The organism is Pontibacter qinzhouensis (assembly GCF_008017455.1).
GTDB classification, from domain to species: domain Bacteria; phylum Bacteroidota; class Bacteroidia; order Cytophagales; family Hymenobacteraceae; genus Pontibacter; species Pontibacter qinzhouensis.
In genome coordinates this window covers 18,602-35,931 of sequence record NZ_VRTY01000005.1, presented here as the reverse complement: position 1 = coordinate 35,931, position 17,330 = coordinate 18,602, and the positions used below count along the sequence as shown (strand labels likewise).

General features: G+C 48.6%; 14 protein-coding genes and 1 tRNA gene. 9 read left to right on the top strand and 6 right to left on the bottom strand.

All coding sequences use genetic code 11. The annotated features are described in order from the left end of the window. Positions 1-12: 12 nt before the first annotated feature. Together FVR03_RS02080 and FVR03_RS02075 are read right to left on the bottom strand one after the other, a co-directional pair. A complete protein-coding gene (locus FVR03_RS02080; RefSeq protein ID WP_147920103.1) occupies positions 13-843 on the bottom strand; it encodes an outer membrane protein assembly factor BamD in 831 nt (276 codons plus the stop codon). Between the two features lie 236 nt (positions 844-1,079). Beyond that, positions 1,080-2,798 carry an OstA-like protein gene (locus tag FVR03_RS02075; protein WP_147920102.1) on the bottom strand — a complete coding sequence of 573 codons (1,719 nt, stop codon included), beginning with the start codon at positions 2,796-2,798 and terminating at the stop codon, positions 1,080-1,082. A gap of 206 nt (positions 2,799-3,004) precedes the next feature. Here FVR03_RS02075 and tilS point away from each other — a divergent pair, with 206 nt between their 5' ends. After that, entirely contained in the window at positions 3,005-4,330 is a 1,326-nt protein-coding gene (gene tilS / locus FVR03_RS02070; protein ID WP_147920101.1) for a tRNA lysidine(34) synthetase TilS, read from the top strand. A gap of 420 nt (positions 4,331-4,750) precedes the next feature. On the opposite strand, the gene FVR03_RS02065 is transcribed toward tilS, so the two are convergent. The 3 genes from FVR03_RS02065 to FVR03_RS02055 form a co-directional block, all read right to left on the bottom strand. Further along, positions 4,751-5,326 carry a histidine phosphatase family protein gene (locus FVR03_RS02065; RefSeq protein ID WP_147920100.1) on the bottom strand — a complete coding sequence of 192 codons (576 nt, stop codon included), beginning with the start codon at positions 5,324-5,326 and terminating at the stop codon, positions 4,751-4,753. Between the two features lie 434 nt (positions 5,327-5,760). After that, positions 5,761-5,842: transfer RNA gene (locus tag FVR03_RS02060), tRNA-Leu, on the bottom strand. A 112-nt stretch (positions 5,843-5,954) separates the two neighbouring features. Then, positions 5,955-6,659 (bottom strand): phosphatase PAP2 family protein, encoded by a 705-nt coding sequence (locus FVR03_RS02055; protein ID WP_147920099.1) that lies wholly within the window; start codon positions 6,657-6,659, stop codon positions 5,955-5,957. A gap of 111 nt (positions 6,660-6,770) precedes the next feature. On the opposite strand from FVR03_RS02055, the gene thpR reads away from it, so the two are divergent. The 8 genes from thpR to FVR03_RS02015 all read left to right on the top strand — a co-directional run bounded on the left by thpR (position 6,771) and on the right by FVR03_RS02015 (position 13,951). Continuing rightward, positions 6,771-7,316, top strand: a complete 546-nt coding sequence (gene thpR / locus FVR03_RS02050) for an RNA 2',3'-cyclic phosphodiesterase (RefSeq protein WP_147920098.1) — start codon at positions 6,771-6,773, stop codon at positions 7,314-7,316. 71 nt (positions 7,317-7,387) lie between these two features. Continuing rightward, entirely contained in the window at positions 7,388-7,879 is a 492-nt protein-coding gene (locus FVR03_RS02045; protein WP_147920097.1) for a CinA family protein, read from the top strand. Positions 7,880-8,024: 145 nt separating this feature from the next. Next, positions 8,025-8,732, top strand: a complete 708-nt coding sequence (locus FVR03_RS02040) for a class I SAM-dependent methyltransferase (RefSeq protein WP_255474026.1) — start codon at positions 8,025-8,027, stop codon at positions 8,730-8,732. A gap of 367 nt (positions 8,733-9,099) precedes the next feature. Next, positions 9,100-9,756, top strand: a complete 657-nt coding sequence (locus FVR03_RS02035) for a hypothetical protein (protein ID WP_187270007.1) — start codon at positions 9,100-9,102, stop codon at positions 9,754-9,756. A 149-nt stretch (positions 9,757-9,905) separates the two neighbouring features. Continuing rightward, positions 9,906-10,925 carry an MBL fold metallo-hydrolase gene (locus FVR03_RS02030; protein ID WP_147920095.1) on the top strand — a complete coding sequence of 340 codons (1,020 nt, stop codon included), beginning with the start codon at positions 9,906-9,908 and terminating at the stop codon, positions 10,923-10,925. 73 nt (positions 10,926-10,998) lie between these two features. Further along, positions 10,999-12,480, top strand: coding sequence for a sodium:solute symporter (locus FVR03_RS02025; RefSeq protein ID WP_147920094.1), 1,482 nt, complete (start codon positions 10,999-11,001; stop codon positions 12,478-12,480). Between the two features lie 115 nt (positions 12,481-12,595). Next, positions 12,596-13,591: a 2-hydroxyacid dehydrogenase gene (locus FVR03_RS02020; protein ID WP_147920093.1), complete on the top strand. Its 996-nt coding sequence runs from the start codon at positions 12,596-12,598 to the stop codon at positions 13,589-13,591. A 6-nt stretch (positions 13,592-13,597) separates the two neighbouring features. Further along, positions 13,598-13,951, top strand: a complete 354-nt coding sequence (locus FVR03_RS02015; protein WP_255474025.1) for an MmcQ/YjbR family DNA-binding protein — start codon at positions 13,598-13,600, stop codon at positions 13,949-13,951. A 328-nt stretch (positions 13,952-14,279) separates the two neighbouring features. Here FVR03_RS02015 and FVR03_RS02010 read toward each other — a convergent pair whose 3' ends face one another. Continuing rightward, positions 14,280-16,904, bottom strand: coding sequence for a valine--tRNA ligase (locus FVR03_RS02010; RefSeq protein WP_147920092.1), 2,625 nt, complete (start codon positions 16,902-16,904; stop codon positions 14,280-14,282). Positions 16,905-17,330 lie beyond the last annotated feature (426 nt).

Below are 17,330 nucleotides of genomic sequence, written 5' to 3'. Positions count from 1 at the left end.
ATATAGAATGTGTTAATTGCCTTGTGATACTTGGGTTGGTTGTTTCAGCTTATCCAGTTCAGATAAGGTATTCTCGTATATCTTTTCCGCATCGCGCAGGAACTTGCCTTGCGGGTGTAGATCTATAAAAGCGAGGTAGAAATCGGCTGCTTCCGTAAAACGTTCCTGTTGCTTACTTACCACGCTTTCAAGGGCGAACCTGTACTGTGCATCTAACCTCAGAAAAGCAGCTTCTTCGCTGTAAGGCGAGCCGGCATGTTCGTTTATAAAGTTTGTAAGCGACACCACCGCCGACTTGTAGTAACGCAATTGGTAGTAGAGCCGGGCGCTGTCGAATGACTTTCGGTCGAGCTTTACGTTCAACTCGTTTATCATGTTGTTTGTTTCTTCGGCAAACTGGCTGGTCGGGAACCGTGCCTGAAACTCCAGCAGCGATTCAAGAGCCGTTACCGTAGTAGACTGATCCTGCTCATAACCCGGAGAACTCATGTACTGCGACTTGGCATACAGGAATATAGCCTCTTCGGCAAACTCGCTGCGTGGGTATGTTTCGTAGAAGAGCTGGAATTGGTAGGCGCTCAATAAAAATTCGCGCTGCATAAAGTGCGTATGCGCAAACAAAAACCGGGCTCTCTCCCCTTCCGGCCGACCACCCAGCAAGGGCAACACATCGTTGAGCAGTTGGTTGGCGCGGTAATAGTCTTCTTTTTCGTAATATTTTAAGGCAGCCGCGTATTTTTCGTCTACGTTCGTGCTTTTTAATAGCTTTTGGTAGTTACTGCAACCAGCGGTTAGCAGCAATATGCCAATAAGCACAATAATATGGGAAAAGCCTTTCTTCATGAACGGGCAAAATTATGGAATATCTGTGTGATTTACAAGTTAGTTGCGGACGCAGGAATTTTAATGTATAATTTCATTCTGTCTTCAGGCTTATGATCGCAGCATTTCATTTAAAAAGAGCTTTTTTTAATGAAGGTTCTCCCCTCCTCCAAGCCCCCTTGACCTTCGGGAGGCAAAAACGCTTTGGAAGGGCCATTTCATTTGAATAATTGATTAGCATCTGAGGTAACCTGATACTAGTTATTCCCAGCCTTCTTAAGCTTAGTTCCTCCCGGAGCTGCTACTGGCTTTGCTGGCACTTGGCTATTAACTGGTGGTTTGGCAGGTGCTGCGGGTTTAGACTGCACAACAGGCTTTACGCGGACCGATGGCGTTGCCAAACCGGAAACACTCTCTTTTGGAGCCTGCTGCTGCTGCACAGGCTGTGGCTGCACCACCGGCACACGTTGCACAAATATATCTTTCCGCTCTGGCCGTAATTCCGACAGCCACTCAAACCCTTCCAACGTTTTGTCCGGCTCTTTCAGTTCATGCGGCGGAATAAAGCTGGCATCCGGACTTACCAGAAACGAGATAGTGTTCAGTTTATTTTCTTCAGAGAATTTGAGCACCATATTGCTGCAGATGGCTTTGTTAAGGCCGGTGAGCAACGTATCGCCCTCCAGCACAAAATAGAGGCTCTCGCCGTTGCCCTCCACATTCACCCTCCTGATTTTTCCTTCCTTAAAAAAAGCCACCATGTCGCGACCTTTTACCTGGTTAAAGTTCTGAATGGAGTCTTCAGAAGAAATAAACGCGCTGCTAAACATGTACATCCGGTCTATTGTCTTGTTGCGCATGTGTATATGAATAGTATCTGACACAATCTGACTGTTATCGCTCCACAGCACAGGGTTCCTGTTCATGTACATGATAGAGTCGGTGCGGTTGTAGCTCAACGAGTCGCACTTGCCCTGCAGATCTGATTTGTAGATTTTTACGCCATGGTAAGCATACAGCATACTAGGCATATCCGGTGCTTTAGACTCTCTGGAAATAAGCGTATCGGCTGCCATAAAGAGTGTATCGCCATCCATAAGAGTTTCCATTTTTGGGCTGCCGTGCACTTTTGCCACACCGGTCTCGCGCCAGTAACGGCCTACCTCCCCTCTTATGGTTACATCGTCTTTAAGCGAGCGCATGGTAACGTTGCGCTGGGCATAACCATAGCCGGTGCCCTCGTTATAAAATAGCTTCTCGCCTCCGAGTCTGTACTCCGGTGTTAAAATGTAGGCATTTTTGCCAAAGTCAGATACCCTCATGATGGTGTCATAGGTGCCTTCTTCGGCGTACAGATCGCCTTGCTTGCCTTTTATAAAAGTTGGCCCCTGAAAGTACACAATCTTGCTTTCGCTGTTGTAGCGCATATTTTCGGCCGTGATGTCGTAGTCTTTAGAGAATACTTTTACATCTTGCCGGAAGGTAAACATCTTGGAGTTGGTATCGTAGGTGCCCCTGCGGCTTTGCAGGCGGTTTTCGGGGTCTACTATGGTGCCACCTTCTGTGTATACCGCGGTGCGGGTGGTCAGGTCGTAGTCGAGGCTGGGGGTGGTCAGGGTCATACGCGGGTCTTTCATTACCACGTTACCGATCATGCGGGCCGTGCGCTTGTCGCCATCGTAAGTGGCGCGGTTACCGGTTATGGTTACAGTGTCGGCCTGGTTAATGCGCACATTTCCAAAAGCTTCCAGAATCTCGGTATCAGCATATTTGTACACCGAGTCAGCAAACAGAAAGGTATCCTGTTGCTTAAACTTTACGTTCCCGAGGAGTTTTGTTATGCGCTGCCCGTTAAAGATGCCGCCTTTCAAGCTGTCGGCTCCCTGCAGTTCTACCCTATCCTGCCGTGCCTGCTGCCCTAAAACAGCAAAAGACATCAGCATAAAGACAAGAGAAAACAGTATTTTTGTGAACATCGTTTTTTAGAAGTTAGATATTAGATTATAGATGTTAGATTTCTGGGTTGAGATTAAACTCTTCTTTTCCGGAAGATCTATTAATTGTTTATCGCAACGCTTGATGAACTGACTAAGAAGAGAGAATCAGGAATATTTCATCTCATGTCTAAAATCTAATATCTCATAAAAATTCAAAATTAGAAAAAATTTACCACCTGCTCCATATGCTCCAAAAAGTTTTAGGTTTTATACAGTTGCATAACCTTTGCCAAACCGATAGCCGTATTCTGGCTACTGTTAGTGGAGGCATCGATTCGGTGGTGCTTTGCGAAGTGCTGCACCAGCTCAAGTTCGATTTTGCCATTGCGCACTGCAACTTCGGCCTTCGTGCCGAAGAGTCGGAGGCTGACCAGGTATTCGTCAAAAAGCTAGCCAAAAAGTACGAAGTGCCCTTTTTTACCGAAAACTTCAGCACCACCGCATTTGCCGAGCAAGAAAGCATTTCGACACAAATGGCGGCCCGTACCCTGCGCTATGCCTGGTTTGAGCAGGTGCGCCAGCAGGAAGGCTACGACTATATTGCCACCGCCCACCATAGCAACGACACATCCGAGACCATATTGCTCCACCTGGCCAAAGGCACCGGCATTGCCGGGCTGCATGGCATTCCTCCTAAAAACGGCCACATCATCCGCCCGATGCTCTCGCTCACCAAAGACGATATCTACGATTTCGTAACGACCAACCACATTATATGGCGCGAAGACAGCTCTAACCTGAGCACCAAGTACCAGCGCAACAAAATAAGGCACGATGTAATTCCGGCGCTGAAGGAGATTAATCCGAACCTGGAGGAAACGCTGCAGCAGACTGCCGAGCGCGTGAGCCACGCCGAGGCCATAGTGGCGGCTTATATTGAGAGCCTGGAGCAGCAAAGTGTAAGGCAGGAAGAAAACGTGGTATATATTGATTTAGCTCCGTTGCGCGAAGCAAAAGGCTTACCGGTGGTGCTGCACGAGCTGCTAAAGCCTTATAACTTCAGCTACACGGTGGTGCTGGAGCTGGTACAGGCACTCGACGGGCTTTCAGGCAAACAGTTCGAATCGCCTACGCACACGCTGGTAAAAGACCGGGAGCAACTAGTTATTACCTTCCGAAACCTGAGCAGCTTTGGCAGCATCCAGATTAATGAAAGCCAGCAGGAGGTGCAGGAGCCACATGTCCGTCTTGCTATTACAGCCTACGAAGCTGGCAGCTACAAACTGAATACCAAACCGCATGTGGCCGCACTAGATGCCGATTTGCTCAAGTTCCCGCTCAAGCTGCGCCCCTGGCAGGAAGGCGACTGGTTTGTGCCGCTCGGCATGAACGGCAAAAAGAAGATCAGCGATTTTCTGGTAGACCGTAAAGTACCGGCTAACCTGAAGCAACAGGTGCTCGTGCTCACCTCTGAGCAAACTATTGTATGGGTGGCAGGCCAGCGTGTCGATAACCGGTATAAAGTAACAGAAAAGACGCAACATGTACTGGAGTTCAGGATGGTGAAGTAATTTTGAATTTTGAATGAGTGATTGAGTGAATAGGAGAAGGGCAAATTATTTAAATAAAAATGGCCTTCAGAAGGTTTTCTGGCTAAAAACAGTCAAGGGTTAATTTCTACTTCAGGAAAACGATATTAAATTTGGGATCTGCCTTATAGTTATGGCTCCTGATGCTGTCGCGTATTATGCGTACCAGCCGCTGTTTCAGCACTTCGCCTGTACTGTTGTCAATTTCTTCCCGTCCAGGTGCCTGGCACTCGCTATAACTTCGGTTCCTCTTCCGGCTAGCACTTTAACTGTTAGTTACCGCATAGTGACTGTGGTTTAAAGTGGCTTACGTGCCTAAGAACCGCAGGTGGCAAATAAAAAGCTACTCCCCCTGTCGAGAAGTAGATTTTTCTGTTGTAAACCAGTTTTGTTACAGCAGTATCAGTTATAGTTATTTACCTCCAGCTTTGTCGTGTTATCCGGGAGCAGTGTTACTTTAAATAAGTAACTATATTCAGTCTCAGGGATGAAGTTTATAGTGGTTTTGGCCCCGAAAGCGTTCAACAGCGGCAAAAGTGTGTTAGAGTGGGCCGCTACTAAAACTGTTTTGCCGCTGTTTTCTTCCAGCACCCGCTGCCGCAGCCCCGTAAAGTCGTTGGCTTTGTATTCGGCTATAGGCAGGTTTCGCTCATTGGAGAGTGGCATGAGCGTATTTTTGGTTCGGATGAACTTGGTAGCATACAGCGCACCAAGTTCTACTTCCTGCATCAGTGCGCGCAGCGCCTCCGCTCTGGCTTTTCCTTCGGGCGTAAGATCAGGATTCTGGTCATTGGGGTTACTCGATTCTTTTTCGGCATGTCGCACAAAATAAACTGTAGTCTGAGTGGTGGCAACAGGTGCGGTGTAATTACTCATGCCTGCTCTCTCATTCTCTACATCTGATACAGCTCTGTTGCAGGAGGTGACGGTGGTCCAGATCAGAAAAGTGAAAATAAATACTTGTAGATTTTTTCTCATGCGTAAGGTTCTGTTAGGTAGATATTGGCTAGGTGCCTTTAACAAAGATGGAGTCTATTCCATCTTTTACAAAAAAAATTAAGTACAAATTAGAAGGAAACAATTTTTACCGGAATGGCAAATAACTGCAAGCCGTGACCTGAACTCCAGCAATGAAGAAAAGTAGCTTTTATTCAGATAAATATAAGGCTACAGGTAACAGAAAACAATATCTCAGATAAAACTTTGAGGTTAACTTTTAAGACCTGCTTTAAAGTATGGAGCAAGCTTTGGTGTTCTTCTAAAGGGCAGGTTTTGGGCTAAGGCACCTTTACCCTGGAGCGACAGGAGGATAGCACAATGCAGGAGGCACAAAAGGAGAGTGTTTTTGCGATAAGCATAAGTAGTGTAAAAAGCAAAGGGCCAGCTGAAAAGCTGGCCCTTTGCAATGGTAGTGCGCACGGGGAGAGTCGAACTCCCACACCCGAAGGCACAGGCTTCTGAGACCTGCGCGTCTACCAATTCCGCCACGTGCGCAAATTGTAGTTCAGAATTCCCATCCATTTATCGTGTTTGGGAGTGCAAATCTACAAAGTTTTTTCTACTTGCAATACATTCCTGAAAATTTTTCTGTTGGTGCAACAGCACGCTATTCTTCTATAACCGGCGTTAACTCTTTTTTAGAAAAACGTTCTATTTTGCGCAGGCTCCACAAACCAATTATAACCCACATAAAACCAGCAGCAAAGCCTGCCAGCACATCGGTAGCATAGTGCACATGCAGGTATATACGGCTAAAACCAATTAGCATGATCAGGAGTGTTAGCAGCCCAACCACGGTATAGCGCCAGATCGGGGTTTCGATATGCTTCCAGGCCAGGTATATGAGTAGCCCGTAAAAAGAAGCCGCCACCATAGAGTGGCCACTCGGGAAACTAAGCCCTGATGCGTGCACCAGGTGCGGCAAAGCAGGGCGTGGCCGGTCGAACAAGTATTTCAGCACCAGGTTTAGCGTTATGCTACCCAGCGCCACGACCGGCACTTTTAGCGAATACCAGCGGTGCTTCCTGATGAACAGGAAATAAGCTATCAACAAAAGCGCAGCAGGAGTCAGAAATTGCCGCGAACCGAAAAAAGTGATAACCTCGATAAAGTCTGTTAAACCGGTATTGGCAATACTGTCTGCAAAGTTAAAAGCTGCCGTATCGAAATTAAGGTTACCACCTTCTACCACTTGTTTGCTTACATACAAAAACAAGATGATGCACACCAGGAACAAGCCCCAGGCAAAAAAAAGCTCCAGCGTGAAAAGCGCAAGTGCGGCAACTATTTTTTTATAAAAGGATCTGATCATAAATAAATTTGTGAAGCGCAACAGGCCGTTGCATACGGCTGCCACTTACATACGTATTCTTTAAAATTCGGAACAATAAATACGGCAGCACCACTTATCTCATCAGAAATTATGCAGGAAACCGTTCGTTTATTTGTGGCAGCCGCTTTGCCTGCCGCCCTAAAGGCCTACTTAGCCACACAATTGCAGCCCTACCAGCAGGAGGCCTTACGATTTGTGCCCGAGCAGAACCTGCATCTGACACTGTTCTTTATTGGCAACGTGCCTGCCGGTGCGCTGCCCGATGTAAAAGAGAAAATACGTATAGCTGCCGCAAGCCACACAGCTTTTGAGTTAGCGCTCCACTGCCTGGAGCCGGGCCCAAACCCACGCTCGCCGCGCCTGCTCTGGGCTCGCTTTGCACAAAACTCCAATTTCGAAGAACTTAACCGCCACCTAACGCAGCAGTTGGCCCTGCAGCCGCCAAAACAGCAAAACCCTGTTCCGCACGTAACGCTGGCGCGGTTCCGTAAAGATAAGCCACTACCCACAGCCTTACCTACCCTTCTGCCTGAAACGCCAGTGCAGCTACCAGTTAATGCGGTGGCGCTGTGGCAGTCGGAGCTGGCATCGCCCCACCCCAGGTACAGCATTTTAGAAAGCTACCCTTTATCTTAAACTTTCGGGGCGCATAAGCAGTAAGAGAATCACCTGTTTTACCGTGTTCAACTATCTAAACAAACTTATATATGAATCAATCTGAGCTGACGGAACTCTTAACGAGTTTAAAAGACAAAGGCCTGACCGTAGCTTTTGCCGAAAGTTGCACAGCGGGCATGCTGGCTTCGGAGTTTACTAAAGGCACCGGCAGCAGCAATGTGTTATTGGGAAGCCTGGTTGTATACCAACCCGAAGCCAAGAAAAAACTTTTAGGCGTAAAACAAGATACACTTGACCTCTACACCGCCGAATCGCAGCAGGTAACAAACGAAATGGTGATGGGCCTGAAAAAAGCCCTGAATGCCGATATCTCTATCGCCACAACGGGCCTTGCCGGCCCTGGCGGCTCCGAAACTTCTGAAAAACCGGTAGGCACTATGTTCGTTTCTATTTTATATGACGGAAAAGCTGAAGAGTTCAGAGAAGTATTTAAAGGCAATACGCAGCAAATACGCAAAGACCTGACCGACTACATTTTTCAAAAACTGCAAGGAATTCTGGATGACCATTTTAACCGGTAGCTTTTTTAATTTTGAATAAGTGAATAAGTGAATTGATTACCTCTTAACTTTAACTCATAACTAATCAAGTTCTTTTAACTTAAAAGTCTAATAGCTAGTATCTAGCATCTAAACCAGCCGCATTATTACGAAACTCAAACCCAACTTGCCTGATAGAGGCTTCGACCGTATTGCACCGTTTTACGATGTGCTGGCGGGGCTGGTGTTTGGCAACGAACTGCAACAGGCACAAAACGCGCTGCTTCCGTTTGTGCAGGCGAAGCAGCGCGTTTTAATTATAGGTGGCGGAAGTGGCAAGCTCCTGGAGCAAATGCTGCGGACATGTCAGCCGCTGCAGGTGCTTTATCTGGAGGCATCGCCGGTTATGCTCCGGCTGGCGCAGCAGCGATTTGCGAAGCTAGAGGCAGCCGGTGCTACAGTAGAATTCAGACTTGGCACCGAAGCTGCCTTACAGGAAACAGAACTGTTCGACACCATTATTACTCCTTTCCTGCTCGACCTGTTCCCACCTCACCGTCTACAGGGGTTAATGAGCCGGTTGGCAAGGTCATTAGATCAGAACGGTCAGTGGCTTTTTACAGATTTCTGGCCGGTTGCCACTCCCGCTCCCTGGTGGCAGCAGGTACTTCTGAAAAGCATGTACATTTTTTTCGGTATCGTAAGCCAGGTAGAAGCCCGGTCACTTCCAGATTTCAAGAATCATTTTGAGCAACTTCAGCTACAGGAAGTGTACACTAAACCATTCTTAAAAGGCCTGGTCCAGACAAAAGTCTTCCGAAAGACACCACCTCAACACCAGGTAACCCTTGGCGCTAAAAACAGCCGAACAGCTCCGGAAGGGCATTTTGATTAGAATAATTGGTTCTTGATTGTTAAATGGCTTTATGGTTAAATGGTTGACTAAAGATAGTCGGAAGACCTCGCAGCGTGCGCAGCTCCTGCGAGCGTCTGGGCAGTATAGGCAAACCATGGCTGAGATCAAAATCCGGCAATAAACGTACAACTTCTGAGCTTTACCCTTGACATAAAATGGTGTTAAAACCTTCTGAAGGGTATTTTCATTTGAATAATCCTAATTCAACTGCGTCCTCAGGACCTGCTCCATTTCTTTCACTGACTCAAAAACAAGTAACATGTCAGCACGTTCTCCAAAGCAGGCATCATTTTGGCTTCTTACAATAAATTCGTAAATTACTTCTTCAGAACAGTAATTCCTTTAAATGAGAAATATAGTATTCACGATATTGGCAACCAGCCTGCTCTTTGCCAGCCAGGCAATGGCCCAAACAGCCGGTAAAGCCAGCCTGGAACAGCTGCCGGAGCCGGAAGGCGTAGAAGCGCCTGTCCGGGAGCTTAGTTCGGTTGTAAAGGAGAAGCCTTCGTTTTCAGGTCCGCGCATGAGCTACGGCCTTTCGGCAGGCACCAGCATCAGCAACTGGGGAGGCGCTACATACCTGGAGCCATCGGCCCGTTACCAGATAACCGACCGTTTCAGAGGGTTTGCCAGCTTTACTTACATGCACATGATGCCACAGCAATACAGCACCACAACCCCGGAGGGCGGCACCATGATGCGGCGCAGCACAGGCAGCAACCACTACCTGGTAAATGTTGGCGGTGAGTACCTGGTGAGTGAGCGCCTGCTGGTGAGCGGCAGCTTCTGGAAAGACCTCTCGAACCAGTCGGGCAACAACTTTATGTACAACAACTTTATGAGCCCCGGCCGCCAAGGCATGGACTTTAGAGCAACTTATAAAATTACGCCCAATATTTCTGTAACCGGCGGCATTCGCTACTCCGAAGGCGGTTCGCCCTACAACAACATGTATGGCCCAGGCTTTGGCGGCTACCAGCGCGGTCCGTTTGGGTTTTACTAGCCGCAATCATCTCCGTGCAAAAGGCGCTTTTCTGGTAACAGGAAAGCGCCTTCTTTTTGTCCCCTTCTGCCAAACTTAAACTCCCATATGTACCTGTTTAACCAATTCTCTCGTTTAGCTTATAATTACAGACTTAACTGACGACAACCTTGCAGCAGCAGAACAGAAAAATCAGGCATGTCAGAAATGAGAAATTACAGACGATAAAGCCTGGTTACAGAGGAAACAAAATCATAGACGGACTCTTTGCCAACGGCGATGAGCTGTATTTGCCTGCCTTCAGCAATGTGTTGAAATGGAAACTCTCTCCTAACCCGCAACGCGACGAGAAAAAAGCCGACATGTTTGTGCCAGAGGTACACCTTGGCTCCGATTTCCTGAGTTCCACCGACGACATGGTGGTGTGGCTCGGGCATGCTTCTTTTCTGATCCGGCTAAATGGCGTAACATTTCTGACTGACCCGGTTCTGTACGACCTGCCTTTGCTGAAACGCAGGGTGGGGCTGCCTTGTCCGCCGGAACACTTGTGTGGCATCGATTTTCTACTGCTCTCGCATGGGCACCGCGACCACATGGACACAAAGTCTATTCGTGCCATCTTCAACCAGAATCCTTCTATCAAGGCTTTAACACCACTTGGCTCCGGCGATGTGCTGCGTGGCATAGAGCGCCGCCTGCCCTACCAGGAGGCAGGCTGGTTTCAGCAATACGACCTGGCACCCGCTGGCATTGAAGTTTACTTTATGCCAGCCTCCCACTGGCACCGCCGCTCCGCCTTCGACATGAACAAAATGCTCTGGGGAAGCTTTGTGATAAAAACTGCCAGCACGCTCCTTTACTTTGCCGGCGACACAGGCTATGGCAGCCATTTCGATGAAATACAGGAGCTGTTCGGGGCTATGGATATTTGCATTATGCCGGTGGGCGCCTACAAACCTACGTTCCTGATGCAGCGTAGCCACCTGAACCCACACGAAGCAGTAAAAGCCTATAACCTGCTCCGTGGAGGCGCATTTATACCCATGCACTATGGCACCTTCGACCTATCGGATGAGCCTGCCGGGGAGCCGGTCCGGCTGCTGGAGCAAATTGCATCGGCTGGTATGCTGCAGGGGCTGCAAATTCCGTCGATAGGCCAGCCTGTGCTCTTAAGCGAGCTGGTGAACTAAGCTCTTACAGACCGATATTTTGCTATATTTGTATAATGGCCTTTTCAGCCTGTACAAAGATTCTCCTGCATCTATGTCTTCCATGTTCACTATAGGCTTAATAATAGCCTACTTCTTCATCCTGATCGTTATTTCCTTCATTACCAGCAGGAACTCCGACTCCGAAACTTTCTTTCTGGCTAACCGCCAGTCGCCCTGGTATGTGGTGGCCTTTGGCATGATCGGCACGTCGCTGTCGGGGGTTACATTTATCTCCATTCCGGGCATGGTGGCCAATGCGCAGTTCTCGTACCTGCAGCTGGTGCTGGGCTACCTGTTGGGCTACCTGGTTATTGCTACGGTGCTCATGCCGCTCTACTACAAGCTTAATCTGGTGTCTATTTATACCTACCTGGAGCAGCGTTTCGGTTACTGGTCGTATAAAACAGGAGCGGCCTTTTTCCTGCTCTCGCGCACGCTGGGTGCCTCTATCCGGCTGTTTCTGGTGGCGGGGGTACTGCAGCTGGCTGTGTTCGATGACCTGGGCATTCCATTTTCCGTGTCTGTTATCATTACCATTCTGCTGATCTGGGTCTACACCTTCCGGGGCGGCATGAAAACCATTATCTGGACCGATACCTTCCAGACCACTGCCATGCTCGTGGCTGTGGTCACCAGTATTATCATGATTTCTGATGATCTGAATCTTTCGTTTCAGGGGCTGGTAACCACAGTAACCGAAAGTAAATACTCCCAGGTATTTTTCTGGGATTTCAGAGACAGCAAATATTTTCTGAAGCAATTCTTCTCCGGAGCCTTTATTGCCATTGTAATGACGGGCCTGGACCAGGACATGATGCAGAAGAACCTGAGCTGCAAAAACATTGGCGAGGCGCAGAAAAACATGTTCTGGTTCAGCATCATTCTGGTGTTCGTCAACATGCTGTTCCTATCGCTGGGCGCGCTGCTGTACATTTATGCAGAGAAAATGGGAATCTCATTGCCGATAAACGACAAAGGACAAATTGTTGGCGATGATGTATTCCCATTCCTGGCGCTAAACCACTTTTCCTACTTCCTGGGCGTGGTGTTTATTCTGGGAATCATTGCCATTACGTACGCCTCCGCCGACTCTGCCCTCACCGCCCTCACCACCTCCTTTTGCGTCGATTTTCTGGACTTCAAAAACAAAGAAGAAAAAGAAAAGGTACGCACCCGCTATGTCGTGCACTTTGGGGTTTCAGTGGTGATGGTACTGGTAATTATCGCGTTTCAGATACTCAACGACCAGAGCGTTATTAATGCGGTGTTTAAGGTAGCAGGTTATACGTATGGGCCGCTGTTGGGGCTCTACACCTTTGGCCTTTACACCAAACGTGTGGTGCGAGACAAATTTGTTCCAGCCATTTGCATTATGGCTCCCCTCCTCACCTACATCATCAGCGATAATTCAGTAGAGTGGTTCTATGGCTATGTTTTTGGCTTTGAAGTGCTGATTCTGAACGGATTTCTAACTTTTATGGGCTTGCTCGCCATCTCCAGAAAAGCAGCTTTACCGGAACTGGCACAGCAGTAAGCTTGTAAATTGTTGATAGTTCTTGCTGTTTGTTTAGCTTCTTAGCTTGCTGAATCATTGATTCAATGCAAGTGTAATTCACTCATACACTCAATCTCTCATTCAACATTAAAAAATGAAGGTATTTGTTTCGAGGCTTATTCCTGACACCGGGCTTCAACTGCTACAGCAGGCGGGTCTGCAGACAACAGTCTGGACCGAAGACAGGCAGATAACGCAGCAGGAGCTTATAGAGCAGGCCAAACAGCACGACGCGCTGCTGTGCATGGGCTCCGACAAAATGGATGCTCATTTCCTGACGCAGTGCCAGCACCTGAAGGTGATAGCGCAGTTCTCAGTAGGCTACGACAACGTAGATGTAGCTGCATCAACCCGCCTTGGCATTCCGTTTGGCAACACACCCGATGTACTCAGCGATGCTACCGCCGATGTGGCTTTTCTGCTAATGCTGGCTGTGTCGCGCAAAGCTTTTTACATGCACAAGCGCATTATAAGTGGCGACTGGGGGACGTACCGCCCTACACTTAACCTGGGCGTGGAACTGAAAAATAAAACGCTTGGCATTTTTGGACTCGGCCGTATTGGGATGGAGCTTGCCCGGCGCTGCCGTGGAGCCTATAACATGAAGGTCATTTACCACAACCGCTCCCACAACGTGCAGGCCGAGCAGGAGCTGCAGGCGCAGAGAGTTAGTTTCGAGGAACTGCTGGCACAGAGCGATGTGCTGTCGGTGCATGTGGCGCTAAGCCCCGAAACCGAAGGTAAATTCAATGCCGATGTTTTTCGCAAAATGAAACCTTCTTCCATTTTTATAAACACGGCACGTGGCAAAATACACCAGGAACAGGACCTGATACAGGCACTGAACGAAGGCTGGATCTGGGGAGCCGGCCTGGACGTAACTAACCCAGAACCGATGAAGCCGGACAACCCGTTGCTCTCGATGCCAAATGCTGCCGTTTTGCCGCATATTGGTTCTGCCACCGTGCAGGCCCGCAACGACATGGCCCGGCTGGCCGCCATGAATATCATCGCTGGCTTACACGGCAAACGACTGCCACACTGCATCAACCCCGAAGTTTACAAAAAAGACAAAAGCATCAGTAACTAAGCTACCATGACACTTGAACAAGTAGAACACCTTTGCCAGCAACTGCCGGGTGTAACGCAGGATATTAAATGGGAAAAAGACCTTTGCTTCTGTGTAGCGGAAAAAATGTTCCTGGTGCTTGGCTTTGAAGAGAACCCGATAACCGGCTCTTTTAAAGTTCCGGACGAGGAATTCGATGCCTTTTGCGAACGCGAAGGTTTTGCCCCGGCTCCTTACCTGGCCCGCTATAAGTGGGTAGCCTTCGATAACCTGAACCGCCTGCAGCAACAGGAATGGCAGCAGTGTATTAACAAGTCATACAACCTGGTGCGGGCAAAACTGCCTAAGAAAAAACAGCAGGAACTGGAAAGGATATCCTGAAGCCCTTCGGGAGTTCAACATGTAAACCCTTGGCATCAACAGGCTCTTTTAGTCTTCGGAAGGCACATTTCATTAGAATAATTAAGCGCATCAGCAACAGAGACCTCGCAGTGTGCGCAGCTCCTGCGAGTGTCTGAGGAGCAGCAACTGAAAATAGAGTTGGAAGGATGTTTCCATTTAAATAATTGGAGTTAGCTCAACCTAAGTTTTATTGCAGACAAGACACTCGCAGGAGCTGCGCACACTGCGAGGTCATAAAAACTTTTTAACGGCAGCGGCCGCTCCCTTTCGAAAGCGGCCGCTGCCGTTCTATCAAAATTAAAGTAGTCTACAGCGAGGCCAGGCTTTGCTCCAGGGCTTTTATCTTGGCTTCTGCGTCGGCTTGCTTTTTGCGTTCGTTGCTGATAACTGCTTCTGGTGCTCCATTTACGAAACGCTCGTTGCTGAGCTTTTTCGCCACTGAGTTCAGGAAGCCTTGGGTATACTCCAGCTCCTTTACCAGCCGCTCGCGCTCTGCTTCCACATCAATGTTACCATCCATCGGAATAAAGAACTCGTCTCCGGCCTCTACAAAGCTAATGGCACCTTCCAGATTTTCCTGTACAAAGCTGATCTCGCTCATGTTGCCTAGCTTACTGATGATCGGCAGGAACGGTTCATAATCATGTTGCCCCATCACCTTCACCGACAGCGCCAACTGCTTGTTATTCGGAATATTTTTGGAATTACGTACGTTCCGGATAGCAGCTACCACTTTCAGCACTACTTCCATCTGGTCGATAATATTTTTGTCAAATTTATCTTTCTTCGGCCAGGCAGCTACAATCAGGTATTCTTTCTCTTTGCGCTCCTTTAGCTCATGCCACAGCTCTTCGGTAATAAATGGCATGAACGGGTGCAGCACCTTCAGGTTCTTCTCCAGAAAATCGATGGTAGTAACCAGGGTTCGCGCATCAATTGGCTGCTGGTACGCTGGCTTAATCATCTCGAGGTAGTTGGAGCAGAAATCGTCCCATACCAGCTTGTACACCGCCAGTAGCGCATCCGAAATACGGAATTTACTGAAATGATCCTCGATCTGCACAAACGCCTCGTTGAACCGCGACTCGTACCATTTCATGGCCGTTTCGTTCGGACAAGGCAGGTTTTCGTCTACTTCCCAACCTTTTATCAACCTGAAAGCATTCCAGATCTTGTTGCTGAAGTTACGGCCCTGCTCTATCAGTTTCTCATCGAACATCAGGTCGTTACCGGCCTGCGAGCTGAAAAGCATACCGGTACGCACACCGTCGGCACCATACTGGTCTATCAGGTCGAGCGGGTCCGGGGAGTTGCCCAGTTGCTTCGACATTTTACGGCCCTGCGCATCGCGCACAATGCCTGTCAGGTACACGTTTTTGAACGGCGGCTCGTTACGGAACTCGTAACCAGCCATAATCATACGTGCCACCCAGAAAAACAGGATTTCAGGAGCCGTTACCAGGTCGTTGGTCGGGTAGTAGTACAGAATATCTTTGTTATCCGGGTCTTTGAAGCCATTGAAAACAGAGATTGGCCACAACCACGAAGAAAACCAGGTATCGAGCACATCTTCGTCCTGCCGCAGATCCGATGCCTGCAACCCTTCATTACCAGCTTGCTGGCGGGCCAGGCGCAACGCTTCTTCGGCTGTGGTTGCTACTACATACGAGCCATCGGGCAGGTAGTAAGCAGGTATTTGCTGTCCCCACCACAGCTGTCGCGAAATACACCAGTCGCGGATGTTCTCCATCCAGGAGCGGTACATGTTCTTGAACTTAGGCGGGTGCAGTCGAATTTCATCTTCCATCACGGCTTCCTTGGCTGGTTTTGCCATATCGTCCATTTTACAGAACCACTGCATCGACAAACGCGGCTCAATTACAGCGCCGGTTCGCTCTGATGTTTGCAGCACGCTGGCGTACTCTTCCACTTTAACAAGCAAGCCTGCTTCTTCCAGATCCTTTACGATGTTGCGGCGGGCGGCAAAGCGGTCCTGCCCCACATATAGCTGCGCCTTTTCGTTCAGGAAACCGGCATCGTCCAGAATATCAATAGTTGGCAGCTTGTGCTTCTGGCCAAGTTCGTAGTCATTCAGGTCGTGGGCTGGTGTTACTTTGAGAGCACCGGTACCAAAGTCGATGCTCACGTACTCATCCAGAATAATTGGAATTTCGCGGCCAAGCAGCGGAATGCGCACCTTCTGACCGTGCAGCTGCTTGTAGCGTTCGTCGTTGGGGTTAACAGCCACGGCTACGTCGGCCATAATGGTTTCGGGGCGGGAAGTAGCAATAGTTATAAATTGCCCCTCCTGGCCTACCACCTCGTACTGCAGGTGGTACATTTTGGCCATGGTATCTTTCGGAATTACTTCTTCGTCAGAAAGGGCAGTGCCGCCTTTCGGGTCCCAGTTAACCATGCGTACGCCGCGGTAAATTTTGCCTTTACGGTACAGGTCTACGAACACCTCAATTACGGCGGCGCTCATGTCTTCTTCCATCGTAAAGCGGGTGCGGTCCCAGTCGCAGGAGGCGCCCAGTTTTTTGAGCTGCTCCAGAATAATGCCACCGTACTTTTCTTTCCACTCCCAGGCGTGCTTCAGGAACTCCTCGCGGGTGAGGTCGCTTTTCTCAATTCCCTTCTCCTTGAGCATGGCCACTACCTTTGCCTCTGTGGCAATGGAGGCATGGTCGGTGCCGGGCACCCAACAAGCCTCTTTGCCCTGCATGCGGGCACGCCTGATGAGTACATCTTGTATGGTGTTGTTGAGCATGTGGCCCATGTGCAGTACGCCGGTTACGTTTGGCGGCGGAATAACAATGGTATAAGGCTCTTTTTTCGGGTTGGGCTTTGAACTGAAGAAGCCGCGCTGCATCCAGCTATCGAACCACTTCTGCTCTACCTCTCTGGGGTTATATTTCGTTGAAACAGACATCTTATTCTCTCCTAAAATGGGTTTGCAAAATTAGGAATTTTAATTGTTTAATGAGTAAGGAAAAGAAAACAAGTATCAGGAGACGGAATGCAAGACTTTCTATGTCGGAAACCTGCAGCAGGAAAAGCGGCTACCCTTGGCATAAAAACGAGCAAAAAGTTTCGGAAGGCCATTTTCATTAGAATAATTTGGTCGCTGATTGTTGAATGGTTGCTAATTACTGGTTGTTGAATTGTTAAATGGCTTAATTGTTAAATGGTTGGGTTGGGAATGACTACCTTTCCGATACTGCTTTTTATGACAGTACCTCCGAACAGCGTTGGAAATCTGCAGCAGAATACGCAGCTACCCTTGATCAAAAAAGGAGCAAAAAGCTTCGGAAGGCTGTTTTCATTAGAATAATTTACAAACAGCGACTAATTTAGG